We start from the raw sequence: 24,374 nt of genomic DNA, 5'->3' as shown, positions 1-24,374 counted from the left end.
GATAAGGTCCACTTTCCAGAGTTTCGCAGGCCAATCGGAGCGGCAATGTCGAAGTATGTCGGTGGGGCGCTGATCCCGACGCTGAAGATCGATCGCGGCGACCGCAGCAATCTCGCCTTCCAGCTGACCGTGGCGCTGCGCAACCTCATCCTGTCCGGCGATCTTGCCACCGGCACGCGGCTGCCGGCGAGCCGCACGCTCGCCCGCGACCAGGGCGTTTCCCGCACGACGGTGATCAGCGCCTTCGAGCAGCTCGCCGCCGAGGGCCTCCTCGACAGCCGCATCGGCGCCGGCACCTATGTCAGTGCCGGGCTTCGCACGCCCCGGCAGACTACGGTTGAGGAGGCGCGCCCGGTCGAGGAACTGCCGCATCTCGCAAGGCTCGGCGCCGGGGTGCGCGAGCCCTTTGCGCCGCGCCTCGGCCACCCGCCGGTGCCGCGCGCCTTCGTCACCGGCATGCCGGCCTTCGACGCCTTTCCGGTGGCGCTCTGGTCGCGGATCTCGTCGCAATACTGGCGGGAGAACCGCGCCAGCATCATGTCCTATCCCGATGCCGCCGGCCTTCACGAGCTGCGCCAGGCGATCTGTCAGCATCTCAGCGCCAATCGCGGCCTCGTCTGCGAGCCGGAGCACGTCTTCATCTTCTCCGGAGCACAGGACGCCTTCACCCAGCTCGCCCGCATGCTGGTCAATCCCGGCGACAGGGTCTGGCTGGAAAATCCCGGCGCGATCGGCGCGCGCAACGCCTTTCTGTCCTGCGGCGCCGAGCCGGTGGCCGTGCCGGTCGACGAGGAGGGGATCGATGTCGAGGCAGGCCTCTCCGCCGCGCCGGATTTCCGCATCGCCTTCGTCACCCCCGCCTATCAGCACCCGCTCGGCGTCACCATGTCGCTCGAGCGGCGGATGCAGCTTCTCGACGCCGCCGACCGGGCGGGCGCCTTCATCGTCGAAGACGACTATGTCGGCGAGTTCCATTATGGCGAGACTACCCTGCCGCCGCTGAAGACTCTCGATGGCGGCCAGCGGGTGATCTATGTCGGAACCTTCTCCAAGACGCTGTTCCCGGCCGTCAGGCTCGGTTTTGCGGTGATGCCCCCGGCGCTCGCACCGATGATCGAGCGCACGCTTGCGGCAATCGCCCATGGCGTCACCCATTCGGTCCAGGGGATCGTCGCCCGGTTCATCACCGAGGGACATTTCGCCGCCCATATCCGGCGGATGCGCGGCATCTACGCTGCACGCCGCGACGCCCTTCTTGATGCCGCCGCCCGCGACCTTGCCGGGCGGCTGGCGGTCAGGTGGACGGAGACCGGCTTCCACACCGTGGCGATGATCGCCGACGGCGGCCCGGAGGAATGGGCGCTGGCGAAGGCTGCCGGCGATGCCGGCCTCGCTCTGACGCCGCTGTCCCGCTACGCCCTGGAGCCGATCGCCCGGCGCGGCGTCGCCCTCGGTTTCAGCGCCGTGCCGCCGGTCGAGATCGAGCGGGGGGTGAAGGCGCTTGCGGCGGTGATCGACCGGCTCGCTCCCTGAGGCCCGTCAGCCGCTCTGCAGCCCTTGATCCTCGCGGATCAGGCTCGCGGCCTTTTCGCCGGTCATGATCGACGGGGCGTTGATGTTGCCGGCGGTGATCGTCGGAAAGATCGACGCGTCGGCGACCCGCAGCCCGGCGATGCCCTTGACCCGCAGCCGCGCATCGACGACGGCCTCCGGGTCCGGGCCCATCCGGCAGGTGCCGCAGGGGTGGTAGATCGAGGTCGCCCGCCGCCGGATGTCCTCGACGATCGCCTCGCGGGTGGTCGTCTCGGGGCCGGGGCGGATTTCCCGGGCGATGGCCGAGGCGATCTGCGGCTGTTCGGCGATCCGCCGGATGATGGCGGTCGCCGCCACCAGTTCGTCGAGGTCTTCGGGAGCCGACAGATAGCGGGGATGGATTTCCGGCGCCACGGTGGGGTCGGCGCTCTTCACATGCAGCCAGCCGCGGCTCTTCGGATGGCAATTGGAAACCCCGATCATGAAGCCGGAAAAGACGTCCGGCGAGAGCAGCCGGCGCTTGCCCGGCGCCGCACGGGTATAGGAGAGCGGCGAGAAATACAGCTGGATGTTCGGGCGGTCGCGATCTGGGTCTGACCTGACGAAGCCGCCGGCCTGATTGACCGACAGGCTCAGCGGCCCGTCGCGGGTCGCGAGGTAGCGAAGGCCGGCGCCGATCCGCCCCGACCACGGCCGCAGGATATCGTTCAGCGTCGGGCGGTTGGCCTCGTAGATGTAGTCGAAGCCGATATGGTCCTGGAGATTGGCGCCGACGCCGGGCCGGTCGAGAACGGCCTCGATTCCCAGCGCTGCGAGGCGCGTCGCATCGCCGATGCCGGACAGCTGCAGGATCTGCGGCGAGTTGACCGCACCGGCGGAAAGGATCACCTCGCGCCGGGCGTGGATCCGGTGGACATTGCCATGCCGGCGATATTCGACGCCGACGCAGCGCCGCCCCTCGAAGAGCAGCCGGGTGGCCAGCGCATCGGTCTCGACCCGCAGATTGCGGCGACGGCGGGCAGGGCGCAGATAGCCGGACGCCGCCGAAGAGCGCAGCCCGCCCCGGGTGGTGATCTGGAAGAACGAGACGCCCTCCTGATCGGCGCCGTTATAATCCGGATTGACGCGGTAGCCCGCAGCCGAGCCTGCGGCGAGGAAGGCGTGGGCAAGCGGATGGGCGGCGCTGTCGATGTCGCGCACGCCGATCGGCCCGCCGCGGCCGCGCCATTCGCTGGGACGGCCGACATAGTCCTCCATCTGCCGAAAGAACGGCAGCAGATCGGCGTAGGACCAGCCGGGATTGCCGGCTTCCGCCCAGCTGTCGAAATCCCCGGCCTGGCCGCGCACATAGACCATCGCGTTGATCGCGCTCGACCCGCCGAGCACCCGGCCGCGCGGCCAGTAGGCCTTGCGTCCGCCGAACCCCTCGTCAGGCTCGCTGTAGTAGCGCCAGTTGAGTTTCGGATGGTAGAACGCGCCGCCATAGCCGATCGGCATTTGCACCCACAGGCTCCGGCCGGAACCGCCGGCTTCGAGCAGTGCGACGTCGGTCGAGGGATCCTCCGTCAGCCTCGCGGCGACGACGCAGCCTGCCGATCCTGCACCGACGACGACGTAGTCGGCCTCTTTCGCTAACGCTTCGACCATCGGGATACTCTTGGCGGATCTTCGACGGCGGGTTTGTAGACGGCGCCCCGCCGCGTCGTCTCAGACCATTTTCGAGATTTTTCAGGTCCGCAACGGAGGTTCCGCCGATCTCTCTCCATCGCCATGCCTGACAGCGAGGGCTTCGAGCCGCAAACTGCCCGGTCGCCGTCTTGCAACCCTTGGCACTGTCAGGCCCGGCTGATGGCCGCCGTTGCCGGCTCGGCCGCAGGAAGCGGCTCGCTCAGCGCCGAGAGGACGCGTGTGATCATGGCGTATTTCGTCCGGGTGACCCACAGCTCGCGATACCAGTCGACGACGTCGCCCCAGGGCGAGTTGATCTGGGAGAGCCCGGAGATGAAGGCGACGACGGTGCCGATCTTGGTGTCGCCGGCGACCACGTAGAAGCCGCCGAGCGCCAGCACCGAAGCGACCCCCAGGTGATACATGAGGTTCATCAGGAAGTTCATCGAGTATTTCAGCTTGAAGACGCCCATGTTGAGCGCGAACACCGTCGCGATCTCCTGATCATAGGCGGCCTCGCCTTCGGCTCGAGGCAGCTCGACGATCTCGCTGCTGAGGTTGCGGAGCGTCGCGATGCGCCGTCTGACGCGGTTGTTGATCGCCTTCTGCAGGATCGGAACGAAGACGAATTGCGGCGACAGGACCGCGAGCGCGACCAGCGCCATCATCGGCTCCAGATAGGCGAGATAGGCGAAGGTGGAGACCAGGATGCCGCCCTGCAGCAGCGGTTCCGACAGGCTGACGCCGGCGAAGCTGCCGATCGGCTCGACTTCGCTGAGGACGAGCGACACCTCGATGCCGGGCGCGATCGACCGGGCGGCGACGCCCGCATCGTTTTCCGCCGCGTGGAGGATGGCGCCGCGCAGCCAGCGGACGGCGCTCTCGCTGACCCTGCCGCGAAAGACGTTCATGCCGAGCTTGAGCAGCCCGAGACAGACGGCAACTGCGCCATAGAGCGCCGCAAGGAGAAGGATCTCGTCCAGTGCGCTGCCCTCGGTGGCGCCGTTGACGATCCGCCGCTGCAGTTCGAGCGGTGCGAGATTGACGAGGAAGACGGCGATCGACAGGGTGACCAGCCAGAGCTGCTCGAAGCATCCGCATCGCCAGACGACGCCCCAGAGCGTCGACGGAACAGGCCATTCGATGCATCTCGCCGGTCGGGTTTTGCTGCCAGTTTGTCGCGGCTCCATGGTGCTTCGGTTTCCGGCGATCGTCTGGCCGATGGGCGGCACGCCACGCGGCCGATCCGACGATCATGGACATCCTCGACCGTCCCTTGCCTTGACAAGGATCAAGGCGCCGCGGGCCGGAACGGGTTGTCTCGAGGCTGGCGGAAAATGCCGCTCGGCGGGAAAGGTCGGCGCAGCATGCAGGACGACTTCGAGACCCGATCCTCTGGCTCTCTCGATCCGGCCGATCGGCGGCCTGCGGCCGGCGGCAGAGCGTCGCCGGTCGGTGGCGACGAGGGGGCTGCGCTGCTTTCGCCTCCCTCGGGCGGCTGGCATGCGGTCTCGCGCGACGACGCTCTCGCGCGGTTGGCGTCCTCATCCGCAGGCCTTGCCGCGGCCGAGGCCGGGCGACGGCTGGAGCTCGTCGGCCCCAACGCGCTGCCGCAGGCGCCGGGACGCTCGCTCGTCGCCATCGTGCTCGGCCAGTTGCGGAGCCCGCTGATCTATCTCCTCCTCGCCGCCGCGACCGTCGCGCTGGTCCTCGCCGAATATGACGATGCCGGCTTCATCTTCCTCGTCCTGACCATCAACACCGCCGTCGGCGCCGCGCAGGAATGGCGCGCCGAGACGAACACCGCGGCGCTGCGGTCAGCGATCGCCACCATCGTCCGGGTCGTCCGGCCGGAGGGCGTGCGTCGGCTGGACTCTGCCCGCCTCGTTCCCGGCGACGTGGTGCTGCTGGAAGGCGGCGACCGGGTTCCGGCCGACATTCGGATCCTCGATTCCACCGAGGCGCGCGCGGACGAATCCTCGCTGACCGGGGAATCGCTGCCGGTCGACAAGGCCGCCGGGGCGGCGCTGGCGATCGAAACGCCCCTTGCAGAACGGCTGACCATGCTGTTTGCGGGCTCGATGCTGCAGGGCGGACGGGTCCGGGGGCTGGTGGTGTCGACCGGCGCGGGCACCGAGCTCGGCGCGATTGCCGGGGCGCTGGGGACGCCCGCCGCTCCGCCGCCACTGACCCGGCGGCTCGACCGCTTCACCCGGCTTCTCGGCCTTGCCTCACTGGGTCTTGTCGGCGTGGTGATCCTTCTCCAGCTGGCGCTGGGCGCGCCGCTGGAAGAGACCTTCTTCGTCGCCATCGCGCTCGCCGTCTCGGTCATCCCGGAGGGCCTGCCGGTCGCCGTGACGATCGCCCTGTCGATCGCCACCCGCCGCATGGCGCAGCGCAACGTCATCGTCCGCCATCTGCCGGCGGTCGAAGGCCTCGGCGCCTGCACGGTGGTCGCCACCGACAAGACCGGCACGCTGACGATGAACCAGCTCACCGCCCGGCGTCTTTGGCTGCCGGATCACGGTTTCGTCGACATCGAGGGCGTCGGCTTCGACACCGGCGGCGCGATCCATAAGAACGGCACCGGGCTCGGCAGTGAGGCGTCTTTCGCCGCGCAGGCGCTCGCCCGGTCCGCGGCGCTCTGCAACGACGCCGATTTTGACCCCGTCGGCGGCGCCGACGGCCGCAGCGGCGACACGGTCGATCTCGCCTTCCTCGTCCTTGCCGTGAAGGCCGGTCTCGATGCCGGCACCTTGCGCAAGCAGGCGCGCAGGATCGCCGACCGGCCGTTTTCCGCCGAGCGCCGATATGCCGCGAGCCTCCACGACCACGGTGACGGGCACGTCGTTCATATCAAGGGCGCGGCGGAGGTCGTCCTGCCGCTCTGCTCGGGCGTCGACCAGGGAAGCGTCCTGACGCTTGCCGAGGGGATGGCGAGCCGCGGCTACCGGGTTCTCGCGGTCGCGGCAAAGCGTCTCGACCCGGACCGCGCGCAGCTGTCGCATCCCCTCGACGGCGAGCTTGCCGGCCTCACGCTTCTTGGGCTCGCAGGTTTCATCGATCCGCTGCGTCCGGAAGCGAAGGCCGCCGTTGCCGAGTGCCGGCGGGCAGGCGTCGCGGTGAAGATGATCACCGGCGACCATGCCGCCACCGCGCTCGCCATCGCCCGCGAACTCGGGATCGCCGACGGGCCGCAGGACGTCGTCACCGGCCGCGAGATCGCCGCGGCAGGCACCGGCCTCGCAGCGCGCATCGATGCGGCCAGCGTCTTCGCTCGGGTCGAACCGGCCCACAAGGTCCGGATCGTCGAGGCGCTGCAGCAGGCGGGGCACATCGTCGCGATGACCGGCGACGGCGTCAACGACGCGCCGGCCCTCCACCGCGCCGATCTCGGCGTTGCCATGGGCCGCGATGGCACGGACGCTGCACGCGATGCTGCCGACCTTGTGCTTACCGACGACAATTTCGCCTCGGTCGTCGCGGGGATCGACGAGGGGCGCGCCGCCTATGCGAATATCCGCAAGGTGATCTACCTGTCGGTCTCGACCGGCGCTGCCGAAGCGCTGATGTTCCTGCTGGCGCTGGCGAGCGGCCTGCCGTTGCCGCTGACCGCCGTGCAGCTGCTTTGGCTGAACCTCGTGACCAACGGCGGCCAGCACGCCGCCCTCGCTGCCGAAGCATCGGAGCCGGGGCTGCTCGCGCGCCCGCCGCGCTCGCCGAGGGAGCCGCTGATCGACGCGCTGCTGATCCGCGAGACGCTGCTCTCCGGCGCCATCATCGGCCTCGTCTCGACGGCCGTCTTCGGATACCTGATCGGCCATGGCTGGAGCGAGTTCGATGCGCGCAACACGCTGCTCTTCCTGATGGTTGCCTTCGAAAACGTCCATGTCTTCAATTGCCGCTCGGAGACGCGCTCGGCGTTCCGCATTCCGTTCTCGGCGAACTGGCCGCTGATCGTCGCGGTCTTCGCAGCCCAGGCGGTGCATGTCGGCGCGGCCTTCACGCCGGGCCTGTCCGAGCTTCTGGAAATGCGGCCGCTGCCGGTCGCCGAATGGCTGATGCTGATCCCGATCGCACTCTCGGTGCTCCTGGTGATGGAGGCGGACAAGGCGCTGCGCTCCGTGCGGGAGCGTCGGCGGAGTGTCTCGCGGGCGACGTTCTTGCGGAGCCTTGCTTGACCCCGCGGTCCCGATCCAGTCCGGCTCGCGACGATCTTGTGACGAGCCTGCCGGTCGTTGCTGCCGGCCTCGGCCTCCTCGCCGGTGCCGTCCTCTATCTTGCGGGCCATGCCGATCTTGCCCCGATCGCCTGGGCTGCCGGCGCCGTCCCTGTCCTGGTGGTTCTGGCGGCCGAGATCGTGACGCGGCTCGGGCGCGGCGAACTGGGGCTCGATCTCGTCGCCGGTCTCGCCATGCTGTCGGCGCTGGCGGTCGGCGAAACGCTCGCCGCGGCGGTCGTCGCGCTGATGTATGCCGGCGGCCGCGGGCTCGAGGCCTTCGCGGCGCACCGGGCGAGCCGCGACACCCGTGCGCTGCTCGACCGCCAGCCGCGGGATGCCCTGCGATACCGCGGCGACGCCGTCCAGACCGTCGGCATTGCCGATATCGCGGTCGGAGACCGGTTGCTGATCCGGCTCGGCGATGTCCTGCCGGTGGACGGAACGGTGCTCGGAACGGCCATCCTGGACGAGGCGCCGATCACCGGCGAGTCGCTCCCCGTGACCCGGCGGGGCGGCGAAGCGGCGATGAGCGGCTCGACCAATGTCGGCGCCGCCTTCGACCTCGTCGCGAGGGAGACGGCGGCGAGAAGCACCTATGCCGGGATCATCCGGCTGGTCGAGGAAGCGACGCGGTCGCAGGCGCCGATGACCCGTCTTGCCGATCGCTTCGCGCTGGCCTTCATGCTGGCGACGCTGCTTCTGGCGGGCCTCGCCTGGTGGCTCGCGGGCGACCCGGTCCGCGCGGTGGCCGTGCTGGTGGTCGCGACACCCTGTCCGCTGATCCTGGCGGTTCCGGTGGCGATCGTCGCGGGGATCTCCCGCGCGGCCCGGAGCGGCGTGCTTCTGAAGGGTGGCGCCGCGCTGGAGACCCTCGGGCGGATCGACACCATGGTGATCGACAAGACCGGGACGCTGACCCACGGCGTGGCCTCGGTGGTCGAGATCCTCCCGGCGCCGGGCTGGACCGGCGATGACGTGCTGCGGCTGTCGGCGAGCCTCGACCAGGCGTCGCGCCATGCGGTGGCGGCCGCGATCGTTTCGGCCGCACTCGGCCGGGGACTGCGGCTCGACGTCCCGACGGCCTCGCTCGAGGCGGCAGGCGAGGGGATCGAGGGCATGGTGGGGCGCCAGCGCGTCCGGGTCGGGGGAAAGTCCTATGTCGCGTCGGTGCTGGCGCCCGAGGAGGCCGCCCGGCTGCGGGCGGCGGTGCCGGCCGGAGCGCTCGTCGTCGCAGTGGCCGTGGATGGCGCCTTCGCCGGCCTGGTGCTGTTGCGCGACGGGCTGCGGGACGGCGCCCACCGGGCACTCTCGCGGATGCGCGAACTCGGTGTCCGGCGGATCGTGCTCGCGACGGGAGATCGTGACGACGTCGCAAGGGCCGTGACGAAGGAGGTGGAACTCGACGGCCTCGCGGCGGACCTTGGTCCCGGCGACAAGATCGCGCTGGTGCGCCGGGAGAAGCTGCAGGGCTCGGTGATGATGGTCGGCGACGGCGTCAACGACGCTCCGGCCCTCGTCGAGGCCGACCTCGGCATCGCCATGGGCGCACGCGGGACGGCAGCCGCCGCCGAGGCGGCCGACGGCATCCTGCTGCGCGACAGGCTGGACGGCTTGGCGGATGCGATGGCGATCGCCCGGCGCTCGCGCAGGATCGCCCTGCAGAGCGTCGTCGCCGGTATCGGCCTATCCGGTCTCGGAATGCTCGCCGCGGCCGCCGGCCTTTTGCCGCCGGTCGAGGGGGCGCTGGTGCAGGAGGCGATCGACGTCGCGGTGATCCTCAACGCGCTGCGGGCGCTCGGCGGCCCTCAGGGCACCAGCACGGCGGCGCCCTGAAAGCGGCCCGCCCGCAGATCGGACAGCGCCTCGTTGGCGGCGTCGAGCGGGTAGACGGTGGTGGTCGTCCTGACACCGGCTTTCGGGGCGATCGCGAGGAACTCGGTGGCGTCCTCTCGGGTGAGATTGGCGACCGAGACGATGCTCCGCTCCTCCCAGAGGATGCTGTAGGGAAACTGCGGGATGTCGCTCATGTAGATGCCGCCGCAGACCACCCGGCCGCCCTTGCGCACCGCCTTCAGCGCCGCCGGCACGAGCGCCCCGACCGGGGCGAAGAGGATGGCCGCGTCGAGCGGCGCGGGCGGCGCTTCGTTCGAGCCGCCGGCCCAGACGCAGCCGAGCGAAAGCGCATGAGCCTGCGCGGCATCGTCGCCCGCCCGTGTGAAGGCATGAACCTCGCGGCCCTGCCAGCGGCAGACCTGGGCGATGATGTGGGCCGCCGCGCCGAAGCCGTAGAGGCCGATCCGGCGGGCCTTGCCGGCCATCTTCAGGGATCGCCAGCCGATCAGGCCGGCACACATCAGCGGCGCCGCCGCGACGGGATCGGGAAAGTCCGGCATCGGAAAGGCAAAGGCGGCGTCCGCGACGACCTTTGTGGCAAAGCCGCCGTCGCGCGTATAGCCGGTGAACAATGGCCGGTCGCAGAGATTTTCCCGCCCCTCGGCGCAATAGGGACACTGGCCGCAGCTGTGTCCAAGCCAGGGGATTCCGACCCGCGTGCCGATCGCCGGCGCCTCGACACCATCACCCAGCGCGTCGACGATGCCGACGATCTCGTGGCCGGGAATGATCGGCAGTTTCGGCTCTTTCAGGTCGCCGTCGACGACGTGAAGATCGGTCCGGCAGACCGCGCAGGCCTCGACCGCCACGCGGATCTCCCCCGGTCCGGGCAGCGGGTCGGGCCGCTCCTCGCAAGCGAGGGGCTCGCCGATCTGGTGTAGGACCATCGCTTTCATGAGCCTCGCCTCCTGCCGAACGTTGGGGAAGGCCATGCCGTCCCCGACGCCGGCGAGGGTCGCACGCCGTCATCCGGCGGGAATTGATCTGCCGCAAAGCCGCGGGGCTTCCAGCTGGCTCCAAATGCCGCGCGCAGGCTCGTTGCTACAACGTCATGTTCGGTCAGAACAGCAGGTGAGAAGAAGAATAGCGGCGATGTCTAGGCGCGGTTGATCGATATCAAGGCGCAGTCACACCCCGTCATCGGATCATCGACGATGGGCAAACAAGATCCGCATTCGCAGCCCAGGATGCTGGCGACGCGCGGCAAGGCCCTGCGGCTGCCGGGCACCACCCGCCACGGCGCGCTGCAGGATCGCCCACGGCAATGTCACGATTCAGGAGGAGGCCAAGATGCAATCGACACCCACCGAGGGGCTGACCGGCGACCTGCTGCAGCCCGCCGAACTGATCTTCCTCGACTATCAGGCCTTCCACATTCCGCTGCGGCTGGCGACACTCGCCTGGCAGGGCGCGGCTGAAGTGACTGCCGGAACGTTCGGCTTCATGGCCGAGCGTTTCGCCGAGGATCAGAAGAGCCTGAACGGCCTTGCCACCTGCCGCGATGCCTCTGCGGCCGAAGCGCTGCAGCGCAGCTGGCTGGAGACCGCGATCCGGCAGTATTCCGCCTTCGGCGAAACGCTGTCTCGGCTCTCCGGCGAGGCAAGTGACCGGCTGGCCTCCGAACTCTCCGACGTCTGGACCATCCCGGCAGCGGACGAGAGCGGTGACCTTGCGGCGCTGACGCGCCCCGCCTTCCCGGGCTGAAGGCGCCGGCCCTCCGGAGCATCGCCCGTTCAACGGGATGCGCCACGGACGCTGCCGCAACTCGGACCGGCGCAACGAGCTTTCGACAATCGCGACCGATCGTCGGGCCGACGGCATTGGCGGCGCCCGCAACGAAGCCTTGAGGTCGCCGCCTTGCCGCGTCAGGGCCGGCTGGCGAGACGCAGCGGCTCGCTCAGCTGGATGAGCTGACGCTGACCCTCCGCATCGACCACCGACATTGCCTGCAGGCTGTCGGCGCTCTCCTCGACGAAGATCTCATCCGGGCCGTGGATCATGTGGTCGAGACCCTCGAGAGCGACCTCGAGAAGCCCGCTCTTCGGCTCGTAGGTGATGCCGAGAAGCGTCAGCCTGTCGGCCGCGACCTGGTTGCCGAGGCTGAGACCCGAGACTTCGATCCGCACCTGCTGGACCGAGAGATGCCGGGAGAGATGGTCGAAATAGGACTGCCATTCGGATTTCGGGAGAAGACGGGACGACATGGCGTTAAGCCTCCTTGCCTGAGCGTTGAGCCAATGCTTCGGATCGAATGTCGACGTTCTTGTAGGGCTTCTTGCCTTGCAGATCTTCGGCCGGCCTGTCGCCCCGGCGCTGCGCGGATCGCAGCGTCGAGGCGCAAAGAACCTGCCGGCGCCTTTTTGCCGCGGCTTCGTGGCCAAAGTCAGCGGGCGAGGAACAGCGGCAGCGGCGGCTTCTCGGTCATCGACTGGGTGACCCCGCCGAACAGCCACTCCCGCAGCCGCGAATGGCCGTAGGCGCCCATCACGACCATGTCGGCCGCGGCGTCGACGGCGTGCCGCCGCAGAACCTCCTCGACGGTCTTGTTGCGCTCGCTGGACAGCCTTTCGACGGTCACCTTCGCGCCGTGCCGGACGAGATAGGCGGCGACGTCGGCGCCCGGCTCGGGCCCGGCGTCCCACGACGTCGCCTGGGGATCGACGAGGACGACGTCGACCGCTTCGGCGGAGCCGAGCATTTCCGCCGCCTGACGGACCGCCCTCGATGCCTCCGGCGTCGACGACCAGGCGACCATCACCCGCTTCGGCCGCAGCGTCGGGGCGGCACCCTCGGGGAGCATCAGCACCGGGCTTTCTGCTTCGAACAGCGCGCCCTCGAGGACGACGTCCCGCAGCCGCTGGTCGGCGATCATCTTCGGCCCGACGATGACGAGGTCGACATAGCGGCCGCGCCGGCCGACCGCACCGGTGATCATCGGGCGCTCGGCATGGACGGAGTCGACGTCGGCCGACAGGTCGGCGGCGGCAATCACGGCATTGATCGCCTCGACCTCTTCGTGCAGCCGGCGCGCCGCCTTGTCCTGCTCGCGCAGCCAGACATCGGCGATCGCGGCATATTCGGCGATCGGCGGTGGCTCGGCGACCGACGTCACGAAGACCGACAGGTGAGCTCCCGTCTCCTCGCCGAGGCGTCGGGCGAGTTCGAGATCGCTTTTCCAGTGATCGACATCGACGACGCTGAGAATTGTCCGGAATTGCATGGCGACACCTCGCTTTCTGGGCTGCCGGTCGCTTGGCCGGTGAGGCCAATCTAGCCGCATCCCAAGGGCCGCCATTTGCGGTGGATCAAGTCTCGCGACGAAAGATTTGGGAAATGAACGGGGTCTCCGGGCGAGACTCCGGCCCGCGCGGCGGGCGCCAATGCCCAGCCTCGAGATTTTTTATGACTTGCCGGACAATTGGTAGGCCTGGAGGGACTCGAACCCCCAACCAAGCGGTTATGAGCCGCCGGCTCTAACCATTGAGCTACAGGCCCGCCGCAGTTCGAAGGACGCGGCGCCGCACCGACTGGTGCGCGTGGCCGATCTTGAACTGAGGACGGGGAATCGATAGCGGTTCGCGCGATGATTTGCCAGTGGAAAGCTCAGCGCAATGAAGCGCGGGCACGGGATCGATGACCAAACCGCCGTCTCAGAGTGTGGGGAACGAACCGCCGCAGCCGGCGGCGGGGTCGCGTTTTGCCGTCGCGCCGATGATCGACTGGACCGACCGCCACTGCCGGTTCTTCCACCGCCAGCTCAGCCGCCGCGCGCTGCTCTACACCGAGATGATCGTCGACGAGGCGATCCTCCACGGCGATGTCGAGCGGCTTCTCGGCTTCGACGCGGCCGAACATCCGCTCGCCTTGCAACTCGGCGGGTCGGACCCGGAAAAGCTCGCCCGCGCGACGCGGACGGCCCTCGGGTTCGGCTATGACGAGATCAACCTCAATGTCGGCTGCCCGTCGGACAGGGTGCAGTCCGGCACCTTCGGCGCCTGCCTGATGCGCGATCCGGCGCTGGTCGGCGAATGCCTCGCCGCGATGGTCGAGGCGGCGGCCGGGGTGCCGGTCACCGTCAAGTGCCGGCTCGGCGTCGACGAGCAGGACATCGAGGAAGCGCTCGACGCGCTGGCCGACGCCGCCGTCGCGGCGGGCGTCTCCGGCATCTGGGTGCATGCGAGGAAGGCCTGGCTGCAGGGGCTGAGCCCACGGGAGAACCGCGAGATCCCGCCGCTCGACTATGGCCGCGTCCACCGCCTGAAGGCCCGGCTCGGCGCAATGTTCGTCGGGCTGAATGGCGGGCTGAAGACGCTCGACCAGGCCCGCGACGAGGCCGCCGGCCTTGACGGCGTGATGCTGGGGAGGGCCGCCTATCAGACCCCGGACGTGCTGACGGGGGTCGACGCCGCCTTCTTCGGCGAGCCTGCAGAGGTCTTCGATACCGGGGCGCTGATCGAGACGATGATCGACTATGCCGCCCGCCACATCGCCTCGGGCGGCAAGCTCAACCATGTCACCCGCCACATGACCGGCCTGTTCTCGGGGCGGCCCGGGGCAAGGCGCTGGCGACAGATGCTGTCGGAGGGGGCGACGCGGGCAGGGGCCGCGCCGGAACTCATCCGCGAGGCCTATCGTCAGGTCGGGGAGGGGCCGGCGAGCGCCGCGGCCTGAGACCGCCTCGTCCTGGTCGAAAGAACCGCCGATCGATCTCGTGGAGTGGAAAGGCTGGGATCGCCTCAGGCGTTGGCGGTGACGTCGCTGCCGAAGGCTGCGACCACGCCTCTCGCCTTCGGAACGAGGGCGACGGACTTCTGCCCGGAGAGGATTTCGACGGCCCGGCGGGTTCCGCTGACGTCTTCGCCGTGGAAACCGCCGAGCTGCGCCAGCAGGAAGACCGCGAGGAAGCAGCGGTGCAGGCGGTTGCGGCGGTTCATCGCTTCGGCTCCCCGTCTTCGCGGAGGCCCGGATGGCCGCCCCTGTCATCGAAGACGTTGGGATAGTGGAACCATGAGACGCGGTTCTGCCGCTGTGCCGCGCGTCACGCCCGAATGAGGCGTGCGATCATCGCATCGCTCGGAAAAAGGACGGCCGCCGGCTCAGTAGGCCGCCTTGGTGCGGAACAGGCTGATCGGGGTCATTGCGAGGATGTAGAGGTCGAGGAGCAGCGACCAGTTCTCGATATAATAGAGGTCGAATTCGAACCGTTTGACGAGCTTTTCCGGCTCGTCGATCTCGCCCCGCCAGCCGTGGATCTGCGCCCAGCCGGTGATGCCGGGCTTCACCTTGTGGCGGCCGAAATAGCCGTCGACGATCTCGGTGAAGGTCTCGTCGCGGCTCGACTTGGCGTGGATGGCGTGGGGCCGCGGGCCGACGATCGACAGATCGCCGCGCAACACGTTGAAGAGCTGCGGCAGTTCGTCGATCGAGGTCTTCCGGATGAAGGCGCCGACGCGGGTGACGCGGCTGTCGTTGCGGGTGACGATCTGGCGGGCCTCCGGGTCGCTCATCGCATGATGGAGCGAGCGGAACTTGAAGATCTCGACCGCCTGGTTGTTGAAGCCATGGCGCTTCTGCCGAAAGATCACCGGACCCGGCGAATCGAGCTTCACGGCGATCGCCGCCGCGGCCATCAGCGGCGACAACAGGACGATCGCGGCGGAGGCGGCGGCGATGTCGAGGACGCGCTTGGCGATGGCGTCCCAGTCGGCAAGCGGCCGGTCGACGACGTCGATCAGCGGCAGCGAGCCGACATAGGAATAGGTGCGCGGGCGGAACTTCAGCTCGCCCGCATGGGCGGCGAGGCGGATGTCGAGGGGCAGCACCCAGAGCTGTTTCAGAAGTGCCAGCAGCCGCTCCTCGGCCGAGAGCGGCAGGGTGACGATCAGCATGTCGATGCGGGTGCGCCGGGCAAATTCGACGAGTTCGGCGATGGTGCCGAGCTTCGGATAGCCGGCGACCAGCGGAGGCGAGCGGCGATCGCCGCGATCGTCGAAGATGCCGCAGATGCGGATGTCGTTGCCCGGCTGCATCTCGAGGCCGCGGATCAGCGCCTCGGCATTCTTGCCGCCGCCGACGATCAGCGCCCGCCGCTCCATCCGGCCGTTGCGCGCCCAGCGGCGAAGATTGAAGCCGAGGATCAGCCGGGCCGGAAGGATGACGGCGAGGCTGGCGAGATACCAACCGGTCGCCGGAAACGGGTTCGCGCCAGCGGGCAAGATGACGTCGCAGGCGGCGGCGATCGGCAGGGTGGCGAGGCCGAGCCCTGCGACGACGCGCCAGAGCCGCAGCGCCGAGGCGCGCAGGAACGCCAGTTCGTAGGCATGGGCTGCCGTCAGGATCGCCGCGGCGATCACCGCGCCAACAAGGGCGGTGCCGATCGGCAGCAGCCACCCGCCGCCGTCCTGGCGCAAGCCCCAGACGAGGCCACCGAGGAGGAAGACCAGCGCGGCTTCGCCGAGCCGCCAGAGGCTGCACAGCATGCGCGGGCTGATGAAGTCGTTGTCGAGATGGGCGAGCGCCCTCAGCGCCTCGGCGTTGAGCGTCGCCTGCGTCGCAGACCCGGCCGGGCTCGCCCGCTCGGAGCGCCTGACCGCATCCTCGAACGGCGGACGGCTCACCTCGAAATCTTCCATAGGTCTTGCCCGTCCGTCGGCGCCGGTCCTGCCCGCGGGCGGTACGGCATTTGCTGCGATGGCCGCGCGGTTCGGCAACGCGCGAGCGCGATTGTCATGCAAAGGCGCTAAGAAAGTGTTGCATCCTAAGTCTAGGGAAGGAATTTTGGCACAAGCGCAGGAGGGGCGAATCTCCCCGTTGCCCGCAGAAACAGCGGAACGGCGTGGATCGCCCTGTGTCGCCGGTCACTTCGGGCTGCGGCAAAGCATGCGATTTGGTGGCTTCAGCAAACGCCCGGCGTTCCTTGCCGCGTGCATACCGGACTTGAAAGAAGGCGGACAAGACGATGTTTTCCAAGCGTAATCCCAAATCGAAGACGGAAGGCCACGCTCGGTCGTCCAGAGCTGCGGAAATGGCGTCCATGCGCCGCGGCACCGGCGGCCGCCGCAGGACGATCGCCGCCGCACGGGCCGGCCTCTTCGCCGCCACCTGCATGATCGTCGGCATGACGCTCGTGCCGCACGCCGTCCAGGCCCAGAGCCTGCCGGGCTGCACGGCGACCACCCTGCAGGATCCCGAGCGTCAGGTTCTCGACTGCGGCAATGGCCTCGTCATCGACAAGGAGGCCGCCGCCAGCCTGACCAGCCAGACGCCGCAGAGCTCGCTGGAGCTCGGATCGGACGCAGTCCTGATCGAGGTCTCGCCGCGCGACTCCTTCCAGGTGCTGACGCCCCATGCGATCGCGACGGTGCGCGGCACGGTCTTTGCCGTCGATACCCAGGAGGGCGTCACCTCCGTCTTCGTCGTCAAGGGCAAGGTCGAGGTGACCCGCCGCGACGGGTCGGACCCGGTGCTGCTCGGGCCGGGTGACGGCGTCGACGTGCGGGAGGGCGAGCCTTTGACCGTCCGCCAGTGGCCGCAGCCGCGGGTCGTTCAGCTGCTGGCACGCTTCGGCCGGTAATTTCCGCCGAACGACGTGGCAATGCGCCGATGGGACGGTCGAAAAATCCAGGAGTTGACATGACCTCCACATTTGGCGCTCCCCGCCCACGGCGGGCGGGGCCTGCCACGGGCAGGCGCTGGACCAGCCGGCTCTCCTGGCTGACCACCTTCGGGCTGCTGATCGTCGCCGTCGCCTGGTCCGGCTGGCTGGCGCACACCCACTTCGTCGGCGCCGGCAGCGTCATCGATCGCCTCGAGACGGCGACGCTCGACTGGCGGGTGCTGCTCGCCGGTCAGCTGCCGCCGCCGAAGGATGTGGCGGTCGTCGCCATCGACGACCCCACCGTCGACGCGGAAGGCGGCTATCCTTTAGCCAGGGACCGCGCCGCCAGGATCGTCGACGCCATCCGGCGCAGCGGCGCCAAGGCCGTCGCCATCGACATCCTCTTCGCCGACGGCGATCCGCAATCTCCGGCCGACCGGGCCCTTGCCGACGTGCTCGGGAAAATGCCCTCGGTGATCGCCGCCGCGGCGACCTTCGACAAGACCGCCTCGAGCCTCATCCCGGCGGCCGAAGGCGAACTCGCGCCGGCCGGGATGTTTGCCGCCTCGGCGCGGGTCGGGCTCGTCAACGTCTCCACCGATGCCGGCGGCACGCCGCGGCTGATGCCGCTGTTGATCCTCACCAAGGACGGCCCGCGGCCGTCGATCCTGCTCGCCGCGGCAGGCCTTGGCACAGACAGCGAGCCGGTGCTGTCGAGCGACGCCGTGCGTCTCGGCGACCGGGACCGGCATCTCGACTATGGCTGGTATCTGCCGCTGCGCTTCTACGGCCCGGCGGGGACGATCGAGACGGTCAGCGCCGAGCGGCTGATCAAGGGCGAGACCGATGAGCGGCTGAAGGGCAAGCTGGTCTTTCTCGGCGTCACCGCGACGGCGATCGGCGACAATTTCTCGAGCCTCTTCGATCCGCAGATGCCCGGCGTCGAGGTTCTCGCGACGGGCGCGGCCAACCTGATCGACGGCACCGCGCTCGTCCGCGACGTCAATGTGCGCCGGGTCGACGCCACCGCCGCGGTGCTTCTCGCGGTCGTCGCGGTGGCGCTGATCGCGCTGCTGCCGCTGCCGCTCGCCCTGTCGATCGTGGTGGTGCTGCTCCTCGGCTGGCTCGGCACCACGGTGTTCGGCGTCTTTGACGGCTACTGGCTCGCCTCGGTGCTGCCGCTCGCCGCGATGCTGCCGCCGGCGGCGCTGGCGGGCTCGGTGCGGCTCTATCAGGACCGGCGCCTGGCGCGCACGCTCGCCGCCGCCGAGGCAGCGCTGCGGCGCTTCCAGCCGCGGGCGCTCGCCGTCCACCTTGCCGAGAACCCGGATTTCCTGATGGTGCCCGAGGAGCGCCTGGTGGCGATCCTGTTCGTCGATCTCGCCGGCTTCACCGGCATGAGCGAGCGGCTCGGCGCATCGCGCACCCGCGACGTCCTGAAGGAGTTCCACACCCTCGTTGTCGAGGAGCTGGTGCCGCGCGGCGGCGTCGTTCTGAACTTCATGGGCGACGGCGCGATGGTGATCTTCGGGCTGCCGAAGGGTGGCCCGGCGGACGCCACCAATGCGGTGAGGGCGAGCCTGGCGATGATCGAGACGGTGCGCGGCTGGATCGCCGAAAAGGGCGCCGAGACGAAGCTCGGCGGCGTCCGGCTGGGAGCGCATTTCGGCCCGGTGATCATGTCGCGGCTCGGCCATGACGAGGAGCAGCACATCACCGCCACCGGCGACAGCGTCAATGTGGCGAGCCGGCTGATGGAGGTGGCGAAATCCTTCGACGCGAGCATCGCCATTTCCGAGGCGCTGTGGAAGGCCGCCGACGTCTCCGGCCTCACAGGCCCGGAGCGCTGGGAGGTGGTGGCGATCCGCGGCCGCCAGGAGGAAATGACCGTCGGGCTTTGGCGATAAGGCCTTGTTCCCTCAGCGGAAATTCCGCGGCTTCACCTTGATCGTGTCGAGATGCAGGTCGGGAATGTAGATGTCGCGGGTCCTGACCGTCTTCGGCGGCAGGTCGCGCGGGTCGGGCGAGGGCGGTCCGTGGTGGAATTCGTCGCCGCGCCCGTGCGGCAGCGGGAACGGCGTCTCGCGCTCGCCGATCCCGGCGAGGAGAGCCGAGAGGTCGGTCAGCCTGTGGACGACGAGATGCACCACCTCGCCCTCGCGCTGGACGCGGCCATGGGCGCCGAGCATCGTGGCCGTCAGGACGGTGCGGCGGAATTTCTCGAAGGTCTTCGGCCAGATGACGAGATTGGCGATGCCGCTCTCGTCCTCCATGGTGATGAACATGACGCCCTTGGCGCTGCCCGGCCGCTGACGCACCAGGACGAGCCCGGCCGCCTCCAGCCAGCGCCCGTCGCGCGCCGCCATCGCCTCGGCGCAGGGGACCGTGCGGCGCCTTGAGAGCTCAGGCCGCAGGAAGCTCACCGGGTGAGAGCGCAGCGACAGGCCGACATGGCGATAGTCGCCGACCACCTCGCCGCCCGCCGCCATCCGGCGCAGCCGCATTTCCGGCTCGACCAGCTCGGGCGGGGCAAGCGCCGCGCCTTCGCCCTCGCTGGCATTGCACGCGGCGGCAAAGAGCGGCAGCGGCTCGTCGCGCAGGCCCTTGATCGCCCACAGCGCCTCGCGGCGGGAAAGCTTGAGGCCGGGGCGGAAGGCATCCGCCTCGGCGAGCCGGGTGAGGGCGGCGACCGGCACCCCGGCCCGGCGCCAGAGATCCTCCACCGAGGCGAAGGGCGTCTCGCCCCGTGCCGCGACGATCGCCACCGCATCGCGGTTGGCGAAGCCCTTGACCATGCGAAGGCCGAGCCGCACCGCCAGATGGCCGCTCGAGGCCTCGGACCGTTCGACGGGCTCGAGGGTCGAATCCCAGCGCGAATGGGCGACCGATACCGGCCGGACCGGAACGCCGTGATCCTTCGCGTCGCGGACGATCTGGGCGGGAGCGTAGAAGCCCATCGGCTGGGCGTTCAGAAGCGCCGCGCAGAAGACGTCCGGATGCCAGCATTTCAGCCATGACGAGGCATAGGCGACAAGGGCGAAGGAGGCGGCGTGGCTCTCGGGAAAACCATAGGAGCCGAAGCCTTCGAGCTGGCGGAAGGTGCGCTCGGCGAAATCCTTCTCGTAGCCGTTGGCGATCATGCCGGCGACGAGCTTGTCCCTGAAGGCCGAGACCCCGCCGGTGAACTTGAAGGTCGCCATGGATTTGCGCAGCCTGTCGGCCTCGCCGGGGGTGAAGCCGGCGCATTCGATGGCGACGCGCATCGCCTGTTCCTGAAACAGCGGAACACCCAGGGTCTTGCCGAGCACCTTCTGAAGCTCGGGCTTGGGATAGTCGACCTTTTCCTTGCCCTCCCGCCGGCGCAGATAAGGGTGCACCATGTCGCCCTGGATCGGCCCCGGCCGGACGATCGCCACCTGGACGACGAGGTCGTAATAGGTGGTCGGTTTCAGGCGCGGCAGCATCGACATCTGGGCGCGGGATTCGATCTGGAAGGTGCCGAGCGTGTCGGCCTTGCGGATCATCGCATAGGTCTTCGGATCCTCGGCCGGGATGGTCGCAAGGTCGAGATCGACCCCCTTGTGGTCCTTCAGGAGATCGAGCCCCCGCTTCATGCAGGAGAGCATGCCGAGGGCGAGCACGTCGACCTTCATGAATTTCAGGGCGTCGATGTCGTCCTTGTCCCACTCGATCACCTGCCGCCCGTCCATCGCCGCCGGCTCGATCGGCACGAGGTCGTCGAGCCGGTGGTTGGTCAGGACGAAACCGCCGGGATGCTGCGACAGATGGCGCGGAAAGCCGCGCAGCTCCCCGGCGAGTTCCAGCGTCATCCTCAGCCGCCGGTCGGCGAGGTTGAGGTTCAGCTCCTTCAGATTGTCGGGGTCCACCGGCCCTTCCGACCAGCCCCAGACCTGGCGGGAGATCGCCCCGATCAGGTCCTCCGGCAGGCCGAGCGCCTTGCCGACGTCGCGCAGCGCGCCCTTGGTGCGATAGCGGATGACGGTCGAGCACAGCGCCGCCCGGTCGCGGCCATAGGTGTCGTAGATCCACTGGATGACGATCTCGCGCCGCTCGTGCTCGAAGTCGACGTCGATATCCGGCGGCTCGTGCCGCTCCTCCGAGACGAAGCGCTCGAAGAGGAGGTCGCAGCGGGCAGGATCGATGGCGGTGATGCCGAGGACGAAGCAGACGGCGGAGTTCGCCGCCGAGCCGCGGCCCTGGCAGAGGATGTCCTGCGACCGCGCGAAGCGGACGATGGAATTCACCGTCAGGAAATAGGGGGCGTAGTTCAGCCGGCCGATCAGCGAGAGTTCGTGGGACAGGCTCTTGCGGACCGTTTCCGGCACGCCCTGTGGATAGCGCCGCTCGGCGCCCTCCCATGTCAGCCTTTCCAGCGTCTCCTGCGGGGTGAGCGCCGGGTCGTCGCGCTCTTCCGGATACTGGTAGGCGATCTCGTCCATCGAGAAGCGGCAGCGTTCCGTGATCTCGAGGGTGCGGGCGAGGGCCTCCGGATAGCCGGCGAACAGCCGGTGCATCTCCTGCGGCGGTTTCAGATGGCGGTCGGCGTGGCGCTCGCGGCGAAAGCCGAGCTGGTCGATGGTGGTGTTGTGGCGGATGGCGGTGACGACGTCCTGCAGGATGCGCCGGCCCGGCTCGTGGTACAGCACGTCGTTGGTGACCACCGTCGCAACGCCCGTCTCGGCGGCGAGCTGCGCAAGGTCGAAGAGCCGCAGCCGGTCGCCGGGCCGGCGGTGCAGGGTGAGCGCCAGATAGGCGCGGTCGCCGAAGGTGGCGGCGAGCCGCAAGGCTTCCGAACGGCAGGCAGCGTCCGCCGAACGGGGCAGGAGCATGGCGATCAGCCCCTCCTGATAGTCGGCGAGATCGGACCATTCGAGATGGCAGGCGCCCTTGCCGGCGCGGCTCTTTCCCAGCGAGAGCAGCCGGCAGAGGCGGGAATAGGCGGCAAGGTCGGTCGGATAGACGATCACCGGCAGGCTGCCGAGAAGGTCCAGCCGGCAGCCGACGACGAGGCGGACGCCCACCGTCTTCGCCGCCTCGTGGGCGCGCACCATGCCGGCGAGCGAATTGCGGTCGGCGACGGCCAGCGCCCCGATCCCCATCATCGCGGCGGTGGCGAACAGCTCTTCAGGAGATGACGCCCCGCGCAGGAAGCTGAAATGCGTCGTCACCTGCAGTTCGGCATAGGCGGTGCCGGCTGGGCGGCGGAGCCGCGCCGCGCCGCTCATCCGAACAGCCCGTGCAGGAACCAGCGCTGCGAGCCGGTGGCCATGTCCTCGCCATTGCCGGCGCGGAAGATCCAGAAGCGCTCGCCGTCCTCCGCCTCGACCTGGAAATAGTCGCGTACAGCGGCAAGTTCGGCGTCGCGCTTCCACCATTCGCCGAAGATCCGCTCCGGCCCGTCGGCCTTGCGCACCCGCCGCCTGACGCCGCGCCAGGTGAAGGAGACGGGCGGATGGTCGGGCAGGAGCGCCATGGTCTCGATCGGCTCCGGTCGCTTGAGCAGCCGCGAGGGGCGGGGCCAGTCGAGCCGCCAGCTTTCGCCGTTCTCCGGCGCCAGCGGCGCAATCCGCCGGACCGAGCGCTCCGGCACGTCGCTTTCCACCGGGGCGAGGCGATAGAGCCGCTCGGCGCCGACCCGGTTGGCGATGGTGTCGATGAGGCTCGAGACGTCGGGAAGGATCTCCTCGGTCAGCGCTGCGAGCTTCTGATGCGGGGTGAGCGGTTCGGCGAGCGTTGCAAGGAGGGTCATCGTCTCGATGCCGAAGCCCGGCGCGATCGTCTCGATCTTGTCGCAGAGAAGCCGGGTCAGCCGGGCAATGTCGCGCACCGGCCGCGCCGTCGAGACCCGCACCGCCTCGATCCGGTCGTCCACCCGGCGGCAGAGAAGGTCGAGCCTTCGCACCCCGAGGCCGTTTTCCTCGAGATCGGCGCAGAGCGCGACGACCAGCCTGCCGACATGGCGGGCGATGGTCTCGGCAGCGCCGATCGGCTCGGCGAAATTGCGCCGCGCCGCGATGGTCTCGGCAAGCCGCAGCGGCTCGATCGGCTCGGAGCGCCGGCCGCTGGCCTGGTCGAGCCGGCGGGTCAGCGCCTCGCCGAAGCGCAGCGCCAGCGGCGCACGGGGAGCGGCGAGGAGGTCGCCGATGCTGGCAAGCCCGAGATCGCGCAGCGCCTCGACCGTCTCGGGCAAAAGCCGCAGCGCCTCGACCGGCAGCGTTGCAAGGATCGCGGCGCCGTGGCGCTTCGGCGCGACGACGACCGTATCGCCGCCATGGCGGGCCAAAGCATGGGCGGCGCCCCAGCTGTCGGCGACGGCGGCGCGGGCGGCGATCCCGGCCGCGGCGAGCCGCCCGACGAGCGCCTCCAGCATCGCCGCCTCGCCGCCATGGAGATGGTCGGCGCCGGTGGAATCGATGACGATGCCGTCGGTCCCGTCGACGGCGACGATCGGCGAGAAGCGTTCGAGCACCCAGAAGGCGAGCTTTTCCAGCGCCTCGGCGTCGGCAGCCGGGTCATGCTCCTCGGCGGCGAGCTCCGCCACCAGCGCCGTCGCCGTCGCGGCCGCCATGCCGACGCGCAGGCCGCCGGCGCGGGCGGCACCGTCGGCAGCCGTCACCACGCGGCGGTTCTTCTGCCGGCCGATCAGGACCAGCGGCAGATCGACGGTGGCCGCCGACCCGTCATGCCCGGGCTCTGCGCCTTGCCGGTTCGGCAGGCGGCGCAGCCGATCGGTCGGAAAGGTCGGAAGGAAAAGCGAGACGACCCGTCTCATCGCAGGCCTCCAGTTCGAGATCGGCGGTCTCGCCGCCACGGGATCGGATCAGTTCGACCCGCCAGCGCGCCCGCCCGACGCCGGGAACCGGCAGGGGCGCGGCGGGGAGGGCGGAGATCTTCCAGCGCGTCGCGGCGGCGGTCGGACGGCCGAAATCGGCGGCGTCGTTCGGCCGCGACCAGCGGCGCAGGAGAATGGCCAGGCAGCCGGTCTTCTCGGCAGCGAGATTGAGCCGCCGCGAGGCGGTCATCGACAGCCGCGCCGCCTCGCCGACGACCACCGTCGGGCCGCCATGGGCGAGCCCTTCCTCCATGCAGGAGAGCACGGTCTTTTCGTCCTTCGCCTCGACATAGATCACCCGGTCGGGAGGAAGGCCGACCTGGGCGAGCGCCGGGGCGAAGAGATCCGGCCGCGACAGGCACCACAGCACCTTGCCCCTGGTGCGCGCCGCGATCCCGGCGGCAAACAGCGCCGCCGCCGGGCCGTCGCCGGCGCCCGAACCGCCGCCGGCGATCTCGTGCAGAACGCCGCGCTCGAGACCGCCGCCGGGCAGCCGTCCGTCGAGCGGGCGAATCCCGAAGGCGAGCGCCGTCCTGGCGCGCCTTCGCCCGCTCTGGATCGTGTCGATCCGGGCACGCAGGGACTGGATGGCCATGGGAACGGCCATG

General features: G+C 69.5%; 17 protein-coding genes and 1 tRNA gene. 7 read left to right on the top strand and 11 right to left on the bottom strand.

The genetic code is table 11. The annotated features are described in order from the left end of the window. Positions 1 to 45 precede the first annotated feature (45 nt). On the top strand, positions 46 to 1,533 hold the full coding sequence (pdxR, locus tag E3C22_RS03585; RefSeq protein ID WP_134760274.1) for a MocR-like pyridoxine biosynthesis transcription factor PdxR: 1,488 nt from the start codon (positions 46 to 48) through the stop codon (positions 1,531 to 1,533). Positions 1,534 to 1,539: 6 nt separating this feature from the next. Here pdxR and E3C22_RS03580 read toward each other — a convergent pair whose 3' ends face one another. Continuing rightward, positions 1,540 to 3,180, bottom strand: a complete 1,641-nt coding sequence (locus E3C22_RS03580) for a GMC family oxidoreductase (RefSeq protein WP_134760272.1) — start codon at positions 3,178 to 3,180, stop codon at positions 1,540 to 1,542. Positions 3,181 to 3,368: 188 nt separating this feature from the next. Continuing rightward, positions 3,369 to 4,391, bottom strand: coding sequence for an ABC transporter ATP-binding protein (locus tag E3C22_RS03575; RefSeq protein WP_134760270.1), 1,023 nt, complete (start codon positions 4,389 to 4,391; stop codon positions 3,369 to 3,371). Positions 4,392 to 4,568: 177 nt separating this feature from the next. On the opposite strand from E3C22_RS03575, the gene E3C22_RS03570 reads away from it, so the two are divergent. Then, positions 4,569 to 7,382: a cation-translocating P-type ATPase gene (locus tag E3C22_RS03570; RefSeq protein ID WP_134760268.1), complete on the top strand. Its 2,814-nt coding sequence runs from the start codon at positions 4,569 to 4,571 to the stop codon at positions 7,380 to 7,382. Positions 7,383 to 7,420: 38 nt separating this feature from the next. After that, entirely contained in the window at positions 7,421 to 9,256 is a 1,836-nt protein-coding gene (locus tag E3C22_RS03565) for a heavy metal translocating P-type ATPase (protein ID WP_167591573.1), read from the top strand. Here the strand turns inward: E3C22_RS03565 and E3C22_RS03560 are convergent. After that, a complete protein-coding gene (locus E3C22_RS03560; protein WP_134760264.1) occupies positions 9,229 to 10,212 on the bottom strand; it encodes a zinc-dependent alcohol dehydrogenase family protein in 984 nt (327 codons plus the stop codon). The genes E3C22_RS03565 and E3C22_RS03560 overlap by 28 nt on opposite strands. Before the next feature lie 394 nt (positions 10,213 to 10,606). Between E3C22_RS03560 and E3C22_RS03555 the strand changes: the two genes are divergently transcribed. After that, entirely contained in the window at positions 10,607 to 11,020 is a 414-nt protein-coding gene (locus tag E3C22_RS03555; RefSeq protein WP_134760262.1) for a hypothetical protein, read from the top strand. Between the two features lie 161 nt (positions 11,021 to 11,181). Here the strand turns inward: E3C22_RS03555 and E3C22_RS03550 are convergent, their stop codons facing one another. The 3 genes from E3C22_RS03550 to E3C22_RS03540 form a co-directional block, all read right to left on the bottom strand. Beyond that, positions 11,182 to 11,520 (bottom strand): DUF5335 family protein, encoded by a 339-nt coding sequence (locus E3C22_RS03550; RefSeq protein ID WP_134760260.1) that lies wholly within the window; start codon positions 11,518 to 11,520, stop codon positions 11,182 to 11,184. Positions 11,521 to 11,699: 179 nt separating this feature from the next. Beyond that, positions 11,700 to 12,536 carry a universal stress protein gene (locus E3C22_RS03545; protein ID WP_134760258.1) on the bottom strand — a complete coding sequence of 279 codons (837 nt, stop codon included), beginning with the start codon at positions 12,534 to 12,536 and terminating at the stop codon, positions 11,700 to 11,702. 199 nt (positions 12,537 to 12,735) lie between these two features. Then, a tRNA-Ile gene (locus tag E3C22_RS03540) sits at positions 12,736 to 12,811 on the bottom strand. Between the two features lie 138 nt (positions 12,812 to 12,949). Between E3C22_RS03540 and dusA the strand changes: the two genes are divergently transcribed. After that, positions 12,950 to 13,987 (top strand): tRNA dihydrouridine(20/20a) synthase DusA, encoded by a 1,038-nt coding sequence (dusA, locus tag E3C22_RS03535; RefSeq protein WP_134760256.1) that lies wholly within the window; start codon positions 12,950 to 12,952, stop codon positions 13,985 to 13,987. A gap of 65 nt (positions 13,988 to 14,052) precedes the next feature. On the opposite strand, the gene E3C22_RS03530 is transcribed toward dusA, so the two are convergent. After that, complete coding sequence (locus tag E3C22_RS03530) at positions 14,053 to 14,250, bottom strand: hypothetical protein (protein ID WP_134760254.1); 198 nt, start codon at positions 14,248 to 14,250, stop codon at positions 14,053 to 14,055. A 162-nt stretch (positions 14,251 to 14,412) separates the two neighbouring features. Then, entirely contained in the window at positions 14,413 to 15,948 is a 1,536-nt protein-coding gene (locus E3C22_RS03525; RefSeq protein ID WP_134760252.1) for an undecaprenyl-phosphate glucose phosphotransferase, read from the bottom strand. A gap of 401 nt (positions 15,949 to 16,349) precedes the next feature. Here E3C22_RS03525 and E3C22_RS03520 point away from each other — a divergent pair, with 401 nt between their 5' ends. Then, positions 16,350 to 16,889, top strand: coding sequence for a FecR domain-containing protein (locus E3C22_RS03520; RefSeq protein WP_167591615.1), 540 nt, complete (start codon positions 16,350 to 16,352; stop codon positions 16,887 to 16,889). Between the two features lie 59 nt (positions 16,890 to 16,948). Beyond that, positions 16,949 to 18,820, top strand: coding sequence for a CHASE2 domain-containing protein (locus tag E3C22_RS03515; protein ID WP_167591614.1), 1,872 nt, complete (start codon positions 16,949 to 16,951; stop codon positions 18,818 to 18,820). A 12-nt stretch (positions 18,821 to 18,832) separates the two neighbouring features. Here E3C22_RS03515 and E3C22_RS03510 read toward each other — a convergent pair whose 3' ends face one another. From E3C22_RS03510 to E3C22_RS03500, 3 genes are read right to left on the bottom strand one after another with little or no spacing between them, the layout of a single operon-like run. Then, positions 18,833 to 22,159 carry an error-prone DNA polymerase gene (locus tag E3C22_RS03510; RefSeq protein ID WP_134760247.1) on the bottom strand — a complete coding sequence of 1,109 codons (3,327 nt, stop codon included), beginning with the start codon at positions 22,157 to 22,159 and terminating at the stop codon, positions 18,833 to 18,835. Continuing rightward, complete coding sequence (locus tag E3C22_RS03505) at positions 22,156 to 23,706, bottom strand: DUF6504 family protein (RefSeq protein ID WP_134760245.1); 1,551 nt, start codon at positions 23,704 to 23,706, stop codon at positions 22,156 to 22,158. The genes E3C22_RS03510 and E3C22_RS03505 overlap by 4 nt, the downstream gene beginning before the upstream one ends. Continuing rightward, positions 23,615 to 24,361 carry an ImuA family protein gene (locus E3C22_RS03500; RefSeq protein WP_245514739.1) on the bottom strand — a complete coding sequence of 249 codons (747 nt, stop codon included), beginning with the start codon at positions 24,359 to 24,361 and terminating at the stop codon, positions 23,615 to 23,617. The genes E3C22_RS03505 and E3C22_RS03500 overlap by 92 nt, the downstream gene beginning before the upstream one ends. Positions 24,362 to 24,374 lie beyond the last annotated feature (13 nt).

Origin of the sequence: Jiella endophytica, assembly GCF_004519335.1 — a bacterium.
Taxonomy (GTDB): Bacteria; Pseudomonadota; Alphaproteobacteria; order Rhizobiales; family Rhizobiaceae; genus Jiella; species Jiella endophytica.
Note: the sequence above shows the minus strand (reverse complement) of the source record. Positions and strands in the feature narration are given on the sequence as shown.

Excerpts from the sequence above, each read along its gene's own strand:
- E3C22_RS03520 (WP_167591615.1), top strand. The coding sequence starts at position 16,350 with ATGCGCCGCGGCACCGGCGGCCGCCGCAGGACGATCGCCGCCGCACGG.
- E3C22_RS03510 (WP_134760247.1), bottom strand. The coding sequence starts at position 22,159 with ATGAGCGGCGCGGCGCGGCTCCGCCGCCCAGCCGGCACCGCCTATGCC.
- E3C22_RS03570 (WP_134760268.1), top strand. The coding sequence starts at position 4,569 with ATGCAGGACGACTTCGAGACCCGATCCTCTGGCTCTCTCGATCCGGCC.
- E3C22_RS03545 (WP_134760258.1), bottom strand. The coding sequence starts at position 12,536 with ATGCAATTCCGGACAATTCTCAGCGTCGTCGATGTCGATCACTGGAAA.
- E3C22_RS03515 (WP_167591614.1), top strand. The coding sequence starts at position 16,949 with ATGACCTCCACATTTGGCGCTCCCCGCCCACGGCGGGCGGGGCCTGCC.
- E3C22_RS03555 (WP_134760262.1), top strand. The coding sequence starts at position 10,607 with ATGCAATCGACACCCACCGAGGGGCTGACCGGCGACCTGCTGCAGCCC.
- E3C22_RS03525 (WP_134760252.1), bottom strand. The coding sequence starts at position 15,948 with ATGGAAGATTTCGAGGTGAGCCGTCCGCCGTTCGAGGATGCGGTCAGG.
- E3C22_RS03560 (WP_134760264.1), bottom strand. The coding sequence starts at position 10,212 with ATGAAAGCGATGGTCCTACACCAGATCGGCGAGCCCCTCGCTTGCGAG.
- E3C22_RS03530 (WP_134760254.1), bottom strand. The coding sequence starts at position 14,250 with ATGAACCGCCGCAACCGCCTGCACCGCTGCTTCCTCGCGGTCTTCCTG.
- E3C22_RS03500 (WP_245514739.1), bottom strand. The coding sequence starts at position 24,361 with ATGGCCATCCAGTCCCTGCGTGCCCGGATCGACACGATCCAGAGCGGG.
- E3C22_RS03575 (WP_134760270.1), bottom strand. The coding sequence starts at position 4,391 with ATGGAGCCGCGACAAACTGGCAGCAAAACCCGACCGGCGAGATGCATC.
- E3C22_RS03505 (WP_134760245.1), bottom strand. The coding sequence starts at position 23,706 with ATGAGACGGGTCGTCTCGCTTTTCCTTCCGACCTTTCCGACCGATCGG.
- E3C22_RS03580 (WP_134760272.1), bottom strand. The coding sequence starts at position 3,180 with ATGGTCGAAGCGTTAGCGAAAGAGGCCGACTACGTCGTCGTCGGTGCA.
- pdxR (WP_134760274.1), top strand. The coding sequence starts at position 46 with ATGTCGAAGTATGTCGGTGGGGCGCTGATCCCGACGCTGAAGATCGAT.
- dusA (WP_134760256.1), top strand. The coding sequence starts at position 12,950 with ATGACCAAACCGCCGTCTCAGAGTGTGGGGAACGAACCGCCGCAGCCG.
- E3C22_RS03550 (WP_134760260.1), bottom strand. The coding sequence starts at position 11,520 with ATGTCGTCCCGTCTTCTCCCGAAATCCGAATGGCAGTCCTATTTCGAC.